The 16,306-nt window shown below is 43.8% G+C and carries 15 protein-coding genes and 1 riboswitch; of the genes, 7 read left to right on the forward strand and 8 right to left on the reverse strand.

From position 1 onward, the window contains the following. The first annotated feature begins 10 nt into the window (after positions 1–10). Positions 11–739 carry an SDR family NAD(P)-dependent oxidoreductase gene (locus BET10_RS13965; RefSeq protein ID WP_070986215.1) on the forward strand — a complete coding sequence of 243 codons (729 nt, stop codon included), beginning with the start codon at positions 11–13 and terminating at the stop codon, positions 737–739. Beyond that, complete coding sequence (locus BET10_RS13970) at positions 736–1,572, forward strand: amidohydrolase family protein (protein ID WP_070986216.1); 837 nt, start codon at positions 736–738, stop codon at positions 1,570–1,572. The genes BET10_RS13965 and BET10_RS13970 overlap by 4 nt, the downstream gene beginning before the upstream one ends. Here the strand turns inward: BET10_RS13970 and BET10_RS13975 are convergent. The 5 genes from BET10_RS13975 to BET10_RS13995 all read right to left on the reverse strand — a co-directional run bounded on the left by BET10_RS13975 (position 1,569) and on the right by BET10_RS13995 (position 5,691). Continuing rightward, complete coding sequence (locus BET10_RS13975; RefSeq protein WP_070986217.1) at positions 1,569–2,336, reverse strand: YggN family protein; 768 nt, start codon at positions 2,334–2,336, stop codon at positions 1,569–1,571. The genes BET10_RS13970 and BET10_RS13975 overlap by 4 nt on opposite strands. Before the next feature lie 63 nt (positions 2,337–2,399). Beyond that, positions 2,400–2,918, reverse strand: a complete 519-nt coding sequence (locus BET10_RS13980) for an Lcl C-terminal domain-containing protein (protein ID WP_070986218.1) — start codon at positions 2,916–2,918, stop codon at positions 2,400–2,402. A gap of 8 nt (positions 2,919–2,926) precedes the next feature. Continuing rightward, positions 2,927–4,606 carry an Lcl C-terminal domain-containing protein gene (locus BET10_RS13985; protein ID WP_070986219.1) on the reverse strand — a complete coding sequence of 560 codons (1,680 nt, stop codon included), beginning with the start codon at positions 4,604–4,606 and terminating at the stop codon, positions 2,927–2,929. 20 nt (positions 4,607–4,626) lie between these two features. After that, positions 4,627–4,959, reverse strand: coding sequence for a hypothetical protein (locus BET10_RS13990; protein ID WP_070986220.1), 333 nt, complete (start codon positions 4,957–4,959; stop codon positions 4,627–4,629). A gap of 36 nt (positions 4,960–4,995) precedes the next feature. Continuing rightward, entirely contained in the window at positions 4,996–5,691 is a 696-nt protein-coding gene (locus BET10_RS13995; protein WP_170829161.1) for a DUF2982 domain-containing protein, read from the reverse strand. A 229-nt stretch (positions 5,692–5,920) separates the two neighbouring features. Between BET10_RS13995 and BET10_RS14000 the strand changes: the two genes are divergently transcribed. From BET10_RS14000 to msrA, 3 genes are read left to right on the forward strand one after another with little or no spacing between them, the layout of a single operon-like run. Further along, positions 5,921–6,976, forward strand: a complete 1,056-nt coding sequence (locus BET10_RS14000) for an efflux RND transporter periplasmic adaptor subunit (protein WP_070986221.1) — start codon at positions 5,921–5,923, stop codon at positions 6,974–6,976. Positions 6,977–6,985: 9 nt separating this feature from the next. Next, positions 6,986–10,087, forward strand: a complete 3,102-nt coding sequence (locus BET10_RS14005; protein ID WP_070986222.1) for an efflux RND transporter permease subunit — start codon at positions 6,986–6,988, stop codon at positions 10,085–10,087. Next, positions 10,077–10,622, forward strand: coding sequence for a peptide-methionine (S)-S-oxide reductase MsrA (msrA, locus tag BET10_RS14010; protein WP_070986223.1), 546 nt, complete (start codon positions 10,077–10,079; stop codon positions 10,620–10,622). The genes BET10_RS14005 and msrA overlap by 11 nt, the downstream gene beginning before the upstream one ends. Positions 10,623–10,687: 65 nt before the next feature. On the opposite strand, the gene BET10_RS14015 is transcribed toward msrA, so the two are convergent. Both BET10_RS14015 and BET10_RS14020 read right to left on the reverse strand, forming a co-directional pair. Continuing rightward, positions 10,688–12,562: a TonB-dependent receptor domain-containing protein gene (locus BET10_RS14015; RefSeq protein ID WP_070986488.1), complete on the reverse strand. Its 1,875-nt coding sequence runs from the start codon at positions 12,560–12,562 to the stop codon at positions 10,688–10,690. Between the two features lie 36 nt (positions 12,563–12,598). Further along, a riboswitch (cobalamin riboswitch) is annotated at positions 12,599–12,751 on the reverse strand. A 159-nt stretch (positions 12,752–12,910) separates the two neighbouring features. Further along, positions 12,911–13,393: a YajQ family cyclic di-GMP-binding protein gene (locus tag BET10_RS14020; RefSeq protein ID WP_070986224.1), complete on the reverse strand. Its 483-nt coding sequence runs from the start codon at positions 13,391–13,393 to the stop codon at positions 12,911–12,913. Positions 13,394–13,533: 140 nt separating this feature from the next. On the opposite strand from BET10_RS14020, the gene BET10_RS14025 reads away from it, so the two are divergent. Beyond that, complete coding sequence (locus BET10_RS14025; protein ID WP_070986225.1) at positions 13,534–13,884, forward strand: VanZ family protein; 351 nt, start codon at positions 13,534–13,536, stop codon at positions 13,882–13,884. Then, positions 13,877–14,770 carry a ketopantoate reductase family protein gene (locus BET10_RS14030; RefSeq protein WP_070986226.1) on the forward strand — a complete coding sequence of 298 codons (894 nt, stop codon included), beginning with the start codon at positions 13,877–13,879 and terminating at the stop codon, positions 14,768–14,770. The genes BET10_RS14025 and BET10_RS14030 overlap by 8 nt, the downstream gene beginning before the upstream one ends. Before the next feature lie 27 nt (positions 14,771–14,797). Here BET10_RS14030 and thiI read toward each other — a convergent pair whose 3' ends face one another. Next, the gene (gene thiI, locus BET10_RS14035; RefSeq protein ID WP_070986227.1) at positions 14,798–16,258 is read right to left on the reverse strand and encodes a tRNA uracil 4-sulfurtransferase ThiI; all 1,461 of its coding nucleotides are present in this window, start codon (positions 16,256–16,258) and stop codon (positions 14,798–14,800) included. Positions 16,259–16,306 lie beyond the last annotated feature (48 nt).

Here is a 16,306-nt window from a genome sequence, read left to right on the forward strand (position 1 = left end):
GGAACACTAAATGAGCAAAGTTGCCATAGTTACAGGTGGCAGCTTTGGCATTGGCTTAGCCATTGTCGAGAAGCTGCTTAGCCAAGAGTATCAGGTTTTTAACTTAGATATTCATCCCTCACCAGTTGGTGACTATGTGCATTGTGATGTCAGCAAGGTTGCAGATGTACAAAAGCACATTACCGATATTATTCACCAAACAGGCCGAGTTGATGCCCTAGTTTCTAACGCAGGTAAGCATCTCAGTGCCAACATCGAAAATACCGATGAAACAACGTTAGATAGCTTATTCGCCCTCAACGTAAAAGGTGCTTATGCGGCCACAAAGGCAGTGTTGCCCGTCATGAAGCAACAAAATAATGGCGCTATTGTGTATATTTCTTCGGATCAGGCACTCATTGGCAAAACCAACTCATTTGCCTACAACCTTACAAAGGCTGCGTTGGCATCAATGGCACGTACTACAGCCTTGGATTACGCTTCGTTCAACATTCGCGCTAATGCGGTGTGCCCTGGTACTATTGAAACGCCTTTATTTCACACAGCCATTGATAGCTATTGTCACAGAAGTGGAGCTATTAAAGATGAAGTAGTCGCTGATGAGGCGAAAATGCAGCCTCTTGGCCGGTTAGGCCAAGCCCATGAAGTCGCCGCATTGGTCGCATTTTTACTCAGTGATGATGCGTCATTTATCACGGGAAGCTTACAGAGTATTGATGGAGGCTACACAGCCCAATGACCCAGATTATTGACCCTCATCTACATTTTTTTGACTTGCAGAAGGGTCAATATCAATGGCTGGTTGGCTCCTCTCCACCAGCGTGGCCAAACCTTGATAAAATTAGACAAAATCACGGGCTTGCACAATTGGTGCTGGGGGATGACCTTTGTCTAGCTGGCCTTGTACACATCGAGGCTGGGTTTGACAATCAAAACCCCGCTACCGAGCTCAAATGGCTAGCAACACAAATTTCCACGTTACCATACAAGGCGATTGCCTATATTGATATGACACAGGCACCCAAAGACTTTTGTGCCCAGTTACAACCATTATTGGATAATACCAACTTTATTGGCATTCGTGATATCAGTGAAGGGCCGGATGCCAATAAGCTGTTACACCCTAATGTTGCAACAAACCTTGCGGTTTTGGCTGAACACGATCTGGTGTTTGAAGCCCAATTTGAATTGCATCATGATTCAGTCGCTAAGCATTTGTCGGTTGTATGTCAGCAACTACCTAAGTTGCAAGTTGTCATCAATCATAGTGGCTTTTTACAGCAAGATACAAAATGGCAAGGTGGTCTGCAACTGATGGCACAGTGCCGCAATGTCGCCATTAAATTTTCAGGTCAAGAACACGTAAATAATCACTTAGATAGTCACACTCTGCTGGCGGTGCTCATTGCAGCCTTTGGTGATGAGCGCGTGATGTTTGCGTCAAATTATCCGGTGTGTTTAATGCGAGATGATTACGCCAATGTATGGCACCATTATCGCCAATTAGTGGATGACGATACCCTATGGGGGAAACTCAGTTACCATAACGCGAAGCGCGTATATCGACTTTAAGAGCGGATCTGCACCAGATCGTAAGCCGCTAAGCTCGGCACTATGCTCTGTAAGCGTGTTTCTGTATTTTCTAATGTATTAAGGCATTCACAATACTCTTCAGCCTTTGCTTCAAGCTGCTGTGCTTTCTTTTGCAATGACTTATCGATTTCTCTGGAAATGATTTCCATGCGTTGTCCCATATCCGTGATCCTATCTTCGATATTTCCCTCTCGAGATTTAAACGCATCACCCAACGACATTAGGATAGCACCCAGCGAACCATGTACCGCAGAGTGAATTTTTTTGCTTATTTCTTTGGTAAAAAAGTCATCTATTTTCGACAGTGATTGCGGCGCAATGAAGAAAAAGTCATCACCCCGTTTAAATTTGTCCATTAGTGCACGCTCAACATATTGCAATTGTGTTTTAAGTACCTCAGGCTCTTTATCAGACATACCTTCAACCACTTGCTCAATAGCGCTTAATCCTAGGTTGACACCATCCGTTGCCAAGCTCACCAACTCTGGAACTGTGTCTCTAATACCGCGTGAGTATTCGTACAATACTTGGGTTTCTTGTTCAGAGAGCTCCACCCAATAACCACGGATCAACAACTGGTCATCATTGTTGATTTGCACGCGTGTTTGGCCATTATCAACAATGCGGATCTCGCTGTCGGTAATAATAAGGCCATGGCTCAACTCAACATCGCATTTATTTTTTGCCAATACAGGCAAAGCACTCAATAGCACTAATGCTGCGAAACTCAATGAACGAAACAACGATTTATCACTCCCCGTCAAGAAACGAAAAGAAGAGTAGCAAACTTTTATCTAATGCCAAAGCTATTTGGCATAGCGAACTAAACGCAAAAAGATATCTGAGGTTTTCGCCTTCAAATTATTCTTACCATCAGCCAATTGATATGCCCATGCATGATCTTGCTGAGATATCGCGGTTGTACTGGTCCAATAGTTGTCATTTTGTGTTGATAGAAACACTTCTTGATTGATGGCGGGGTCCACACAACTATGCTCAATAATACTTGCTAGTTCTTTCACATTAGGTACGTGCCAATCCGTGTAATCGGCATAATTACTGTTTTTTGCAGCTACCAATGCCTGCTGCCAATTGACCTGTAACGCAGCACTGTTACACGTTTCACTCACGGCATCATAACTTTGTCCAAATTCACAGACTTGCCACATTAGGCCCGTTTCATTGTCAGTCGTCGTACCATCAGGGTTCATGGTGAAACGCTCTGTGGGTGTAGTGCTTGGCGCACTGGTTGCCTCAACACAAGTTTGCTCAGCCAAGGTCGCAAAAGAGCTCAGTAGTACAAAACCGGATAACAACAGTTTCATATTTTCCCTCATGGTGTTCTCACTAACCGCACATAGGCGGTATTTGCTTTTGGATATGCCAAGTCATTGCCTGTTTGCATATCAAGTATGAATGCTTGAGTGAGGCTACGACCATCCACACTGGTTTGTGCACTCCAATAATACAAGTGCCCCAACTCTGCTGCATCTGGTAGGTTAGGGAAAAAGTCAGGATCAAGTAGATGTGAGTCGCCCTGTCTACCAAAATCAATCAGACTTAGTAGCTCAAAGTAAGTCGGTAGTCGCCAGTTACTACCACCACAAAAATTGCTGGCGTTCACTTCATCAATAAATGCTTGAATACCGCAGTCAGTGTCACTCGGGCAGGTCGAGTTTGCAGGGCTAACAACGCTACCAGGGTATGCGGCATCACTCACACGGTCTATATGCCAAGTGTAGTGATTAATACTATCCCGTGTGTCCGTGTTGGGGAGCGTGCCAGTACCACTGAGTTTAACTTCCCAGATAAGACCGTTGACGTTATCTCTTACACAACTGAACTGGCTAGCGGTGTCTGGTAACTCATCGGCGAATTCGTTCAACTTTGTGTAGTCAAAAGCGGCGCGCCCTTGTCCCACTTTATCTAAAAAGTCAGCGACACTGTCTCTGCCAATATCTGCGTCTTGTTCGGGGTAATCGGCATCATCGCAGTCAATCTCTGTGCTGGCATCAAAACATGTATCTAGGCCACTGTCTTGGATCAGCCCCAGCGCCTTGGGTTCTAAGTTTACGGTCACCGTGTCAGTTGCGCTATACCCATTGGGGTCGGTGACCGTCACCTGAAACGAAAGCTCTGTGGTCACATCCACATCTGGAGCAACGAATTGAGTTATACACTGACTAGGTTCATTGATAGTGACCATGGTATTTTGTCCGGTTTGGACAAGGTGCTGCCACAGACAACTAAACTGTCCCGACGCTGTTTTACTTTGTGTGGCATCCAGTGTCACGGTATCAAACTCAATCGCTGTTTGTACCTCTCCTGCATCAGCAATAACAGGCTGGTCAGCCTTTAACAAGGTCACGCTGTATTCTGTGCTAGCACTGCCGTCTTCGTCATCGGTTACTGTAAGCCTAAACTTTGCGGCTTGGTTTGTGACCAATAACGGATGTACAAATTGTAATGTTTGTTCTGTAGTGCTGCTAAAACTTAATGTCGGTCCTGATACTTGCTCCCACAAATAACCAACTACTTGACCATTTTCATCAGGATCTGAAGATTCTGCGGCACTTAACTCAACGGTGTCTAAATACTGGGATTGTCCTTCGCTAGGTAGGGTTTGCAAAACAACAGGAATAGGTAATTGATTCTGCGAAGTAATAAATACAGAAACTTGATCAGAAACAACTTGTCCATTTGGCGCAAGGTAATCTACTTTAAAAACGGTTTCACTGTCTGATTTAACATCTGGCGCTGTGACTTCAATCTCCATGCCCTCTTGTGGAAAACCTTCAACATTTGGGCCGCTTAGGACTTGCCAACTCACCGTGCCACCCGAAGGCGAGACCAAAGCAGATAAACTAAATAGTGACTTTTCCAGTACAGTTACATCTTCACCAGCGTTGATGCTGGCATTTTCCGTGTTAGATCCTGAGTCAGAACCCCCACCTCCCCCACAAGCAGCTAACAACAAGCCCAATACAAAGGGAAGTATTTTGGTTCTATTCATGACCACTCCTTGCCTAATTCTTACAAATAACTGTCTTGGTGAATTCTTACAAATAGCTTGGTGCCAATTTTTGAATAGTCTACTTTATACTCTCGACCATCTAGCGCTTGAATGAACAACAAACGTTTCACTTCACCGAACACATCCACACTGGAGACATGCACGACTTCGAGATAGCGCTCTTTCGCCTCTCGACGATTTCTCGGCAACTCTTCTTTAAATGGCACTAACCCCATCGGTGTTACTTTAATCTTTGGGTGTGCTTCACCGTTCACAATGACTAAATCGAGCTTCTTCTCTTTATGAATAATGGTGTTGCGGCCACTTTTAATAAAGGCTCTTTCTGTGCTCATGAATTGATCCTGTTACTTCTTCGTTAAGGCGGTTTGCTAATCAAGCAAAGATCCTACCACCTCATCTGGATTTAACTTCCAGCGATTCAATAATGTCGAAAAATGCCATATGTCCCTATCCAAAACGTTTGCTGGTAACAGTAAGTCGTACCCTGTTAACGCTTTAAGATTATGCATTCTATTTGCAAACATCGCTATCAGACCTGTATATACATTGCCAGACGCTGAGCGATAATCACTCGGTTCAACCAGCCATTCTGGTGGGCAGTTACCGTTTTTACAATATACTTTAACAGCTTGTAAAAAAATATACCTCTGTTCTACCAACAATTTTCCCGCTAACCTTGGGCTCAAGTCATGTAAAAATGTGTCGATATTATTAAGTTTAATACCAACCGCATTTAACTCAAGAATTTCAAGCTCCTGTGTTACAGATGGGATACCAGCCGAGTGAAAATTATCAACCTCAATGTGCATATTTCCAAAACGGTGGACATAACATATTTCTTTATTATCAATAAGTAAACTATAGAATGGCTGCTGACTTTTTAAAAACCCCAGTAAAATAGCCATTAAAGCCGTACTTGCCAATAAAATTTCAACTATGCTGATTGGGGTACTTCGCAACGCGACAAATGTCATGATCACAGCCAAACATATCGCTCCAACGAGCATAAACTCCATGCCATGGCGATTTGCAGTCGCTCTCAATTTAGCTTGCTTAATCGACATAGAAACCAAAATAAAAGATAAACATCAGCACCGCCCAAAGCAGCACATAACGTATTGTAATACAGGTTTTACAGGGGGGTTGTTTTGCCACTTATACTCTCACACTCTGCTGATACTGTTTCCTATCATTCAATTTTTCGGCCAACTCACAAAATAACGAGATACCTAACTATATGTATACGGGCCGTATTTTGTACACTATTAACATCTCTATTTGCGGTATATTTTTATGTTTACACAACAATCAGGCAAAGCACTTTTTCCGTTTATTATTTTAGTTCTCGTTGCCATTTTAAGCTACTTATACCTGCCCATTAGCCAAGGTCAAGTGAGCAGAGCTGCAGGTGCACCAACAACAGTCAGTGCACAAACCGCATCAATGCAGGAAAAGACATTGTATATTTCCGCCGTTGGTAGCGCCCGTGCAAACCAAGCCATTCATATCTCTAGTTCGCAAAGCGATTATATAACAGATATTTACTTTAACGATGGTGATGTAATCAAGCAAGGCGACAAATTGGTCCAACTGCAAAATGAGCAAGAACGTTTGGCGGTAAAAGAGTTAAAGATAAACCTCAAAGAACAACAGCGGCAACTTAAACGCCTTGAGGACTTAGCCAAAAGTCAATCAGCTGCTCGCTCACAATTAGAAACACAGCGCTCGGTTGTCGAGGCACTTCAAGCCAAGCTGCAACTAGAGCAAACGCGTCTTGATGAACTATTAATAAGTGCTCCTTTCACAGGCATTTTAGGTAAACGTCTAGTGTCTGTTGGGAGCTTTGTTAACTCTTCAACCTCTTTAACGACGCTGGATGATATCAGCATCATCAAAGTTGATTTTCAGGTACCAGAAAAGCGCCTAGCAACACTTCATACGGGCATGACAGTAGTAGGCAAAAGTGATGCTTATGGTGAGCGTGCATTCATAGGTCAGGTTTCACATATTGATCCTCGTATCGACAGCGCCACCCGTAGTGTACAAGTTACCGCCAGTTTCGAGAACCCAGAATCTTTACTACGCCCAGGTATGCTGATGCACCTAGAGTTAGAGCTACAGACTTATAATGCCATCATGCTGCCAGAGAAAAGTGTTATTCCGCGCCAACAAAAACACTATGTATTTGTCATTGATGAACAGCAAAAAGCTAAACAGGTCGAAATCAATATCCTAGCCCGTTTCAATGGTTGGGTCGCTGTATCTTCGGGTGTTGAAACTGGCCAGCAGGTGATCACCGAAGGAGTGATCAAAATTCGCTCTGGCAGCACTGTATCGGTTAAGAGTTAGGAGTAGCGCGTGAAAATCACTGATACCGCGGTAAAACGCCCCGTTTTTGCGATCGTTGTAAACCTGTTACTGCTCACTTTTGGTATTGTTGCCTTTACGATGCTACCACTTCGTGAGTACCCAGACATTGAAACCCCCATAGTGAGTGTAAGCACCAACTACACAGGTGCATCAAGCGAAGTAGTAGAAGCAAAAATTACGCAAGTGCTTGAAAATAGAATTTCAGGTATTGAAGGTATAAAAAGTATCAACTCTTCCAGTCGCAATGGGCGCTCAAATATCACCATTGAGTTTAATATTGACCGCGATATTGATGCCGCCGCCAATGATGTGCGTGAACGCGTGTCCCGCGCACTGGATAGCTTGCCTGAACAAGTTCGCCCACCTGAGGTGTCAAAATCAAACTCAGATGAAAGCCCAATAGCTTGGTTTGTACTAAACAGTGAAACCATGAATACACTCGAACTTTCTGATTATGCGCAACGTTTTATTGTTGATCGCATCGCGGTTGTTGATGGCGTATCTAACGTACGTATTGGCGGAGAGCGACAATACGCAATGAAAATCTGGCTCAACCGGCGCGCCATGGCTGCTCGCGGTGTTACGAGCAGCGACATAGAACAAGTATTAAGACGTGAAAATGTAGAACTCCCAGCCGGCGAAATTGAGTCGTTAGATAGAGACTTCGCCGTTCGTATTGCTCGCAGCTACAAAACCCAGGAAGATTTTGCCAATCTAATCATCAAGCGTGGTGAGCAGGGCTACCTAGTAAAATTACATGAGGTCGCGGATGTTCAACTTGAAGCGGTTGATGACGAAAGCACCTTCCGTGGTAATGGCCGTAACATGATTGGTCTAGGTATCGTCAAGCAGGCCAAAGCAAACACCTTAGATGTGGTGGACAATGCTCGTCGAGAGCTTGAAAAAATCAAACGCAATCTACCTGTTGGAACAACTATAGAAGACAGCTACGATTCCTCTGTATTCATTCGAGAAAGTATCTATGAAGTATATCGTACGCTAGCGATAGCGATGGGGTTGGTGGTATTTGTCATCTTCATGTTCTTGGGAAATATACGCGCCACGTTAGTACCCGCTGTAACGGTACCCGTTGCTTTGGTGGCAACTTTCATGTTTTTACTCGCTATGGGCTATTCAATTAACTTACTAACATTACTTGCCTTAGTGCTAGCAATTGGCTTAGTGGTTGATGATACCATTGTTATGTTGGAGAACATTCACCGCAGAATTGAGCTAGGTGAACCACCTTTGCTCGCCGCTTATCGGGGCGCACGACAGGTAGGTTTTGCAATTATTGCTACCACATTAGTACTGATCGCGGTATTTGTGCCGCTGGTGTTTATGGATGGCCGCATCGGAGCATTGTTCACTGAGTTTGCCATGGCAGTCAGCGCGGCTGTACTGTTCTCGAGCGTGACCGCTTTGACACTCTCCCCTGCGCTTTGCTCTAAAGTACTTAAGCCCAGCGCTAAAGAGAACCGATTCAGTCAATGGATGGAAAAAATACTCTCTCGCATAGAACAAGGCTACAGAAAAGTACTACAGGATAATTTAGCCCGCCGCTACAGCTTAGTGACAACCTTAGCCCTGGCAGGGTTTGTGAGTTTCGCCCTACTTCAACACATCCCCTCTGAGCTGACGCCAAAAGAAGACAGAGGCACCTTTTTCATCATGATGAATGGCCCCGAAGGCGCAAGCTATGAAAACAACCTAGCCAATATGGAGCAAATAGAGCAACGCTTGTTGCCATATGTTGATAAAGGTGAATTGAGCCGTGTGTTAGTCCGTGTGCCAGGCTGGGGTGGACAAGGTGGCGTTGCTATCGTCGGCATGCCAGATTGGGACGAACGTAAGCGGTCAACTTGGGAGGTTATGGGTGAGATAAGCTCAACAATGCGAGAGGTCACAGATGTACGTGCATTTGCCATCATGCGCAGAGGTATCGGTGGTGGTGGTCAATCGCGTCCAGTCGAGTTTGTATTACAAGGGAATGATTACGATGAGTTGGCCAAATGGCGAGACCGGATCATCAGCAGAGCACAGCAAAATCCGGGACTGGTTAGAATTGATCATGACTATAAAGAAACCTTTCCACAGTTTTTGATAAGCATCGACAAAACCAAAGCGGCAGATTTAGGAGTGTCTATTAGCGATATCGGTCGTACGCTGGAAACCATGCTGGGACAGCGTCGCGTGACGACTTTTATCGACCGTGGTGAAGAGTACGATGTGATCTTAAAAGGGATTAAGTCTGACTTTGCGGCACCGAATGACATCCACAACATTTTTGTAAAATCACGCACTGAGGAATTGGTGCCACTGGATAGTTTAATAACCATTCGCGAAGAAGCGACCGCCGCCCGTCTGAATCGCTATAACCGTATGCGAGCAATTACTATCTCGGCCAATCTAGCTGACAACTACACCCTTGCTGAAGCATTGGAGTTTCTAAACCAAGTTGCCAGTGAAGAAAATGATATTGACGGTGCGATAGATTATAAAGGTGAGTCTCAACTGTATTATGAAGGTGCCTCGGCAATGACATATGTATTCATTCTAGCGCTCACAGTTACCTTTTTAGTACTTGCGGCACAGTTTGAAAGCTTTGTTCACCCGCTTGTTATTATGCTCACTGTACCACTTGGTTTAGTTGGCGCTATGTACGGGTTATACATTACCGACAATACCCTCAATATCTATAGTCAGATTGGTATCGTTATGTTGATAGGGTTAAGTGCCAAAAACGGCATCCTTATTGTAGAGTTTGCCAATCAGCTTAGAGATCAAGGTATCGCGTTTGAGCAGGCTATTTTGGATGCCTCTGTGCAAAGGCTTCGCCCTATTGTAATGACATCGCTCACAACAGTGATGAGTGCTATTCCACTGGTTTTAGCAACAGGCCCAGGTGCAGAAAGCCGCATGGTAATAGGAGTTGTAATTTTTGCGGGCGTGAGTGTTGCCACCATACTGACCTTGTTTGTTATCCCATGTGCCTATAACCTGTTAGCTAAACGTACTCAATCTCCTGAGTTCATCAGTCACAAACTGGCGGCCCAGGAAGCACAGCATAAGGAACGAAATAATGACTGAGGTACAGATTGCGACTTTGGGTGGTGGCTGCTTTTGGTGTATAGACGCTGCATTTCGTCGCGTAAAAGGAGTTTTAGAAGTACGCTCGGGTTACTGTGGTGGACATACACAACAACCCACATACGAGCAAATTTGTCACGGCGACAGTGGTCATGCTGAGGTGGTTGAAATTAAATTTGATCCACAACAAATAAGCTACGTACAAGTGTTAGAGATGTTTTTTACGTTGCACGACCCTACGCAACTAAATCGTCAAGGTAATGATATTGGTACTCAATATCGAAGTGTGGTGTTTTACCATAATGAACAACAGCTGCAACAGGCCAAGACAACTATAGAATCGGTACAACAACAGTACATGGCCCCAGTTGTTACTGAGCTCAGTGAAGCATGCCAGTTTTATAGTGCTGAAAGCTACCATCAAGATTATTATACTAACAATCGGGCGCAAGGTTATTGTAGTGTGATGATAGCGCCAAAGCTGGCAAAGTTTCAGCACCAGTTTAGCCAGCAGTTGCTAGAAGACGACACATAGAATGCAAGCAAGCACAAAGGCGGATTGTTGTTTCATCCGCCTTTTTAATTTACTTTGAAGTACCTTTAAAAGCTAATTGACACGCCAACATATGCTTGCCTACCCAGCGGCACATATCCTAGTATTTGCCCATCGCTCGCAAGCCCAGTCGCAGCTGTCAAATAGGTTTTATCACCCAGATTTTCCAGTCGTGCTGTCAGTTTCACATTATCAAACAGCGCATAGTTTGCGGCCAAGTTAAAAACAGTGTAGCCGCTGAGTTCTTTGTTATGTGTATTGAACTGACTATCATACAAGGTGATGGTTGGCCTTGAGGAACGATAAATCATGGTAAGGCTAGCATCTAACTTGTCCCAAGACTTAGATAAGGTATAGTTAAAAGCAGTATCTGGTCGACGAACTAAGTCTTCACCCGTTGTCTTATCTTTAGCATCGAGCAAGGTTAGATTAACTTTATGCTCAAACCCTAAAGCTGAAGCCGTTGCCGATAATTCCACCCCTTTCATAGCCGCTTGATCAACGTTAGCCGCAACATATTTGCCGCTTTCACCTAGCAAACTGACAATCAGTTGATCGATTTTGTTATTAAATACCGCCACATCGTATTTACCCCAGCGAGTATCGAGTGTGACACCAAATTCGCTGTTACTTGCCTCTTCCGGCTTAATATCTGGGTTTGGCAAATACCAAGGGCTATTTTTAACATACGCATGTGTCAAAGTCGGCGCTCTAAATGCTGTACCGTGATTGACCCTAAAGGTAACCATGTTGTTGACCTGATAGCCGATACCCGCTGTGTATGTATTGGCTCTACCATGAAAGTCATAGTCATCAGTTCTTACAACCGCATTTGCCAGCCATGGGCCTTGCTCAAAGAAGCCCCCTACAAATATGGCTTTATTAGTACGGTCTGAGTGGCTGAATTCGGCTGATGCATTACTCAAATCTTCATTGAGCTGACTCACACCCGCTGCAAGTTGTAAAGTTTCAGACCAGCGATACAACGCACGATACTCAACTTCTACACGCTCGGTACTATAAACATCATGATTTGGCGTACCTACTTGCGTATTCTCCTGCTGAGAAACGCTCACGCTGGCATAGTGCTGTAGCTGATCATGTTGCTTTTCCCAGGCAAGCTTGGTGGTATAGTTTTCAAACTCGTAGGCATCATTGCCCCAAGCATTATCATATTCGCCTTCTCCCTCGCTATACTGAGCGCGTGCAGAAACAGTCCCTATATCTTCATGATCATAGCTTAAGTTGAAGCCAATATTTTTATTGCGATAGCCGTCACTATCGTGATCTTTAGTCAATGGCAACTGAGGGTCTTTGCTCGTTACATCATAGCCATCAGTATCCTCATAGCCCAGATTGAAACTCAATGAAAGCGAGTCGGTATTGAACTGCCCTGCTTGTTGATAGTTCACATAGTTGTGACTGCCTGACGTTAAACTAATTTGCTGTTGCTGCGCTTTACGCGTAATGATGTTGATCACGCCCGCCAATGCATCGGAGCCATAAACTGCCGCTTTGGCACCTTTTACCACTTCAATGCGTTCAATACTGTTAAGAGGAATGTTAGTAAATGCTACATCACCAGAGTTAGCATCGCTCACTCGCACGCCGTCAATCAATACCAACACATGTTTAGTGGTGGCACCGCGCACAAAAACACTGGCTTTTTGGCCAAAGCCCCCGTTTCTCACTACGTCAACACCAGCAACAGTGTTAAGCAATGACGGTAAATCTCTAAGGTTGCTTTGCTCAATTTCCTCACGCTCAATCACGTTAACAGTTGTGAGGGTGTTGTTGATTGATTGCTCGAATTTGTTCGCGGTAACGGTAATACGCTCAATGTGTTCGTTCTGAGCTTGTGCCCAAACGTCAGACGACACAGCAGCCAAAATAGCCACTGCCAAAATAGATTTGTTTTGCATGATATCCTCAGACTTGCGCCCACCGCACAAGTAAAACAGTAAGTCGACTTCAAGGCCGGTCTCCGGACTTAGCCTTTTAGGCATCACCGTTGCGGGGGCAGTGTTGGATTTCACTCAGTCCCATGATTGGCACCAACTTCCCGATTATCTTAGCAAACTAACTGATACGAACCGATCTGGATAACACGACGTTACCAAGCTAAGCACCTTGAAAAGAGGCGCTATTGTGCGAAGTTTATGGATGATTGTCAATGGACGTCTAGAAATCTAAAGCAAGTAAGAGGTGTTACTTGCTTTAGCGGCAGATGAACTGGCAAAAAACACAATTAACGAATTGCTGCGCCAGCATTAATCGCGGAAATTTTTGAACTGAAACGGTTGTCCTAACTCGCTGGTGCGGATCAGCTGCATCACTTCTTGTAAGTCATCACGTTTTTTACCTGTCACTCGGACTTCTTCACCCTGAATCGCAGCTTGTACTTTAATTTTTGAGTCTTTGATAAGCTTGACCAACTTCTTGGCCATATCTTTCTCAATTCCCTGCTTTAAGCCTACTTTACGTGATACATGTTTGCCCGCACGCTCAATATCTTTAAGCTCTAAGCTTGCCACATCCAAACCACGTTTAGATGCTTTACTCGCTAAAATATCAAACAACTGCATTACTTGTGGATCAGCTTCCGCTTTTAACGTGATCACATCATTGTTTAATTCGATAGATGCATCAACACCACGAAAATCATAACGTGTTTCCAGTTCTCGTTTTGCGTTATCAACCGCATTTTTTGCTTCTGTCATTTCAATTTCAGACACAATGTCAAAAGAAGGCATGTTATTCTCCTAAAATATGAATATCGCGATTATATCAACCTAAAATAAGAATGTGGGAAAAAAGTGATATTCACCCACCAGCCAGTTTTAGGTGATATACTTGACCCCAAATTAGCGGCTATTTATCTTTAGGAAGTATAGTGACAAGGCGCGTTTATCAAGTTTTATTATTGGTTACCCTCGCAGTATGTACCTATTTGTTTGCCAAAGAGTTTCAACATTCAGGTATTCGCTTTCAACATGCGGACAAAGTAGTTCATTTTTTAATATTTTTTAGTCTCGCCTTTATCATGCACCATGCGTTTAAGTGGCCTACTATCACACAACTTGTTTTATTGGCCAGTTATGGCATTGGTATAGAGGTCATGCAGGATAGCCTACCTTACAGACAAGCCTCTCTTGGAGACTTCATCGCTGACTTTTTGGGCGCTCTGAGTTACTATGCCATATATATAGCACTCAATAAGTGGCGTACAAAAAAGTATGACTGATATTCACATTGTTGGCGCAGGCGCAATTGGTCTGTCATTTGCGCACGCTCTGAGTCAACGTCATAATGTGTCGGTGATTACACGCACTCTTCCTACCGATAAATGGCTTATCAGCGAACACCTAGGCACCAAAGTAATTAATGCCAAGCCAGTTGTACTAGCGCATACCCAGTCTCTATCTATCGCCAATTGTTTTATTTGCGTAAAGGCCTATCAACTGCCACAGGCGATTGCCGATGTACTCCCCTATTTGTCTGATCATGCCAACCTCTTTATTAGTCATAATGGCATGTGTGATTTGAGTGAAGTTCTTGACCAGCTCAAACCAAACCAAGCACTATTTTTTATCAGTACCGCTCGTGGTGCATTAAAGCTAGATGATAACCATGTAAAAATAACCGGCTCTGGTGATACGTATTTAGGTGCCTGTAACACGCAGGCTCATTCAATTATTAAACATATATTTGGGATTTATTTTTCAGGTATATTATCGCAGAGCTTTATTCATGAAGATATGACGCTATTGCGCTGGCAAAAGTTGTTAGTCAATATCGCAATCAACCCTTTAAGCGCGTTACATCAAGTTCCAAATGGGCAACTACGCCAACCAAAATTCAGTGCCACAATCCTCGCTTTACTCAATGAAGCCTGTACGGTTGCAAACAAAGCAGGTATTAAAGTCACTTTGTCTCAAGCCTTGGATAACGCATATCAAGTAATGTCTCGCACCAGTGCTAACTTTTCTTCTATGGCGCAGGATGTAAAGCATGGTAGAAAAACTGAAATTGAGGCAATCTGTGGCTATGTTGTTGCTCAGGGTCAATTACTTAATGTGTCAACACCATACAATGCTCAGATGCTGCAAGCACTTATAAATAAGCACTAAAAAGCCGAGACTCGCTCGGCTTTTTTATTACTCTGGCTTATACACTTTCACATTGTTAAAGCCATTCTCATGCAATATTAATGCTTGAAGCTGGCTCATCACACCTTTAGCACAATACAGGTAATATTCTTTATCTTGTGGTAAATCTGCAAACTTGGTAGCGAGTCTAAAAAATGGTAAATGCACAACTTCGACGCCTTCAATTTCCAGTGGATTGGCATCTTCCTCATCAGGGGAGCGAATATCCAGAACCACACCATTTGCAGGCAGTTCACTGGCAGTTTCAGCTTCTTTAACCTCTTCTTTTGCTTCAGCTTCTATATCGCGAATGTCTTTCACTACGGCGTTGGCCACTACGGTATCTAAGACATCAAAATCGAACTTCTGCTCTTCTTCTAAGATGGTTTCAAGTTTGGCTTTTACGGTCGGCTTTTTAGAAATCACACCACAGTACTCTGGCATCGCTTCTGCCATTTCTATGGTACCTATTTCACGAGCGATCTTAATAATATCGGCTTTATCGTGCTGAATAAGCGGACGCACGATTAATGTTTCCGTCACTCTATCGATTACATTCAAGTTAGCCAAAGTTTGGCTCGATACTTGGCCGATGCTCTCACCGGTAACTAATGCCGGAATATTAAAGCGTTCGGCAACTTGGCTACCCGCTCTCATCATCATGCGTTTGAGCACAACACCCATTTGCCCATTTTCGATATTTTCCAAAATCTCAGCGACAACAGGTTCAAAATCGACAGTGATAAACTTAACTCTGTGAGTCGAGCTATATTGCTTCCAAAGATAGTGACTAACCTGCTTCACCCCAATCTCATGAGCCGCACCACCTAGATTGAAAAATAAAAAGTGCGTGCGAGCACCTTTTCGGATCATCTGATAACTGGCCACTCCTGAGTCAAAACCACCAGAAATAAGAGAAAGCACATCTTCTTGAGTGGGTAACGGGAAGCCGCCAATACCATAATGTGTATGTGTCACGATATAGGCTAAGTCATCTTTGATCTCTATCTTCACAGTCACTTCAGGTTTGCTCAGCTTCACGCTTGCACCTGACACGTTTTGATTCAAGCCACCACCTACATAGCGCTCAACATCGCTTGAAGTAAAGTCATGATTACCTCTGCGTTTCACTCGAACACAGAAGGTCTTGTTTTCAATAGTGTGACCAGCCAAAGTTAAGGTGCGCTGATAAATATCGTCAAGGCTGTCAAAGTGTGTTTCTTGTACTTCAATAAACTGCACAATACCAGGCACGCGCTTTAAATTATCGATGAGTGCTGATCGCGTGGATGGATCCGATTTAGCACTCGTAACCGTAATATTGTCCCAGTTATTCTTTACTTTGATTTGCTCGTCAATACGGCTGAGAAGGATTTCGATGTTCTTCTCTAGAAGTTTGGTGAAGCGTTTACGAACTGATTTGCTTTTAATGGCAATTTCAGGATGCAGTTTGACGATAAATTTAAACATAGAAATAACTCTTTTGCGTGGCGAAAGCGCGCCTAGACATCGGGCGCG

This window comes from Pseudoalteromonas amylolytica (assembly GCF_001854605.1).
GTDB classification, from domain to species: domain Bacteria; phylum Pseudomonadota; class Gammaproteobacteria; order Enterobacterales; family Alteromonadaceae; genus Pseudoalteromonas; species Pseudoalteromonas amylolytica.

Excerpts from the sequence above, each read along its gene's own strand:
- BET10_RS13990 (WP_070986220.1), bottom strand. The coding sequence starts at position 4,959 with ATGAGCACAGAAAGAGCCTTTATTAAAAGTGGCCGCAACACCATTATT.
- BET10_RS13980 (WP_070986218.1), bottom strand. The coding sequence starts at position 2,918 with ATGAAACTGTTGTTATCCGGTTTTGTACTACTGAGCTCTTTTGCGACC.
- thiI (WP_070986227.1), bottom strand. The coding sequence starts at position 16,258 with ATGTTTAAATTTATCGTCAAACTGCATCCTGAAATTGCCATTAAAAGC.
- BET10_RS14030 (WP_070986226.1), top strand. The coding sequence starts at position 13,877 with ATGACTGATATTCACATTGTTGGCGCAGGCGCAATTGGTCTGTCATTT.
- BET10_RS13970 (WP_070986216.1), top strand. The coding sequence starts at position 736 with ATGACCCAGATTATTGACCCTCATCTACATTTTTTTGACTTGCAGAAG.
- BET10_RS13985 (WP_070986219.1), bottom strand. The coding sequence starts at position 4,606 with ATGAATAGAACCAAAATACTTCCCTTTGTATTGGGCTTGTTGTTAGCT.
- BET10_RS13995 (WP_170829161.1), bottom strand. The coding sequence starts at position 5,691 with ATGTCGATTAAGCAAGCTAAATTGAGAGCGACTGCAAATCGCCATGGC.
- BET10_RS14000 (WP_070986221.1), top strand. The coding sequence starts at position 5,921 with ATGTTTACACAACAATCAGGCAAAGCACTTTTTCCGTTTATTATTTTA.
- BET10_RS14020 (WP_070986224.1), bottom strand. The coding sequence starts at position 13,393 with ATGCCTTCTTTTGACATTGTGTCTGAAATTGAAATGACAGAAGCAAAA.
- BET10_RS14015 (WP_070986488.1), bottom strand. The coding sequence starts at position 12,562 with ATGCAAAACAAATCTATTTTGGCAGTGGCTATTTTGGCTGCTGTGTCG.
- BET10_RS13965 (WP_070986215.1), top strand. The coding sequence starts at position 11 with ATGAGCAAAGTTGCCATAGTTACAGGTGGCAGCTTTGGCATTGGCTTA.